This is a genomic window from Parabacteroides sp. AF39-10AC, assembly GCF_003635405.1.
GTDB classification, from domain to species: Bacteria; Bacteroidota; Bacteroidia; order Bacteroidales; family Tannerellaceae; genus Parabacteroides; species Parabacteroides distasonis.
In genome coordinates, this window is record NZ_QTLP01000084.1 from 1 (window position 1) to 887 (window position 887).

Annotated in this window: 1 protein-coding gene; it reads left to right on the plus strand. The window is 51.7% G+C overall.

The annotated features are described in order from the left end of the window. Nucleotides 1-711, plus strand: a 711-nt coding sequence (locus DW033_RS24305) for a PD-(D/E)XK nuclease domain-containing protein (RefSeq protein ID WP_199712384.1), incomplete at its 5' end; no start/stop codon positions are given. Nucleotides 712-887 lie beyond the last annotated feature (176 nt).

The following is an 887-nucleotide window of genomic DNA, read 5'->3' on the forward strand; positions in this document are numbered from 1 at the left end:
GAGGGCCCCTCCCAAGTACGGAAGGGAATCGAGACGCTTGTCCAAGGCGGTAGCCTGTGTAGCGTGATTAACGACAAGCTGGCTTTCCCGGACCTGTTGTCTAGCGCTTCGAACATCTGGTCTTTCATGCTGTTCAGCGGCTATTTGAAAGCGTCGGAGGGGAGAATGACCCTGGATCACTTGATGTCGTACACCTTGGGGGTGCCGAACACGGAGGTTTCCACGGTTTTTTCTACGATCATCCGGGGTTGGATCAACGACGGCCCGGTGAAGAACGACCGCTTGGAGATGATGCTGCAGGCTTTGGACGAGAACGATATCGAGGCGTTCGAGGAGATCTTGAATGAGTTCGTTGTAAATACGCTCTCCTATTACGACACGAACGGCCGTGATCCGGAGAAGGTCTACCAAGCTTTCTTGTTGGGAATGCTGGTAAGTCACGGCTCGTATAAGGTGAGCAGCAACCGTGAGTCCGGTTTAGGCAGATATGACATCTTGATGTGCCCTGTTGACGTTAGCCGCCGTGGATATATCATGGAGCTGAAACGCCTTCGAATGAGCAGCACGGTCGAGACGACGTTGGATACGGCTTTGCAGCAAATAAAAGACAAGCGATACGCCGCCACGCTCCATGCGGCCGGTGTGCGTGATATTCTGGAGATGGCCATCACCTTCGATGGCAAGCGTGTGTGGGTGAAGACCTCCGAGTAAAATAACACTCCTTATCCTTATTAATCCCGTCATGCGATGATATGATTGTTGTCGCATGCGTGAAGTTACACGGTACCCCCGTCGGGTATCGTGCGGTTTCGTGCGTGCCTTTCCGGACAGTAAGTCCGAAATGTTAAATGAGTAGTGATTTGTAAAGAGACAAAAAGCGAAATGAA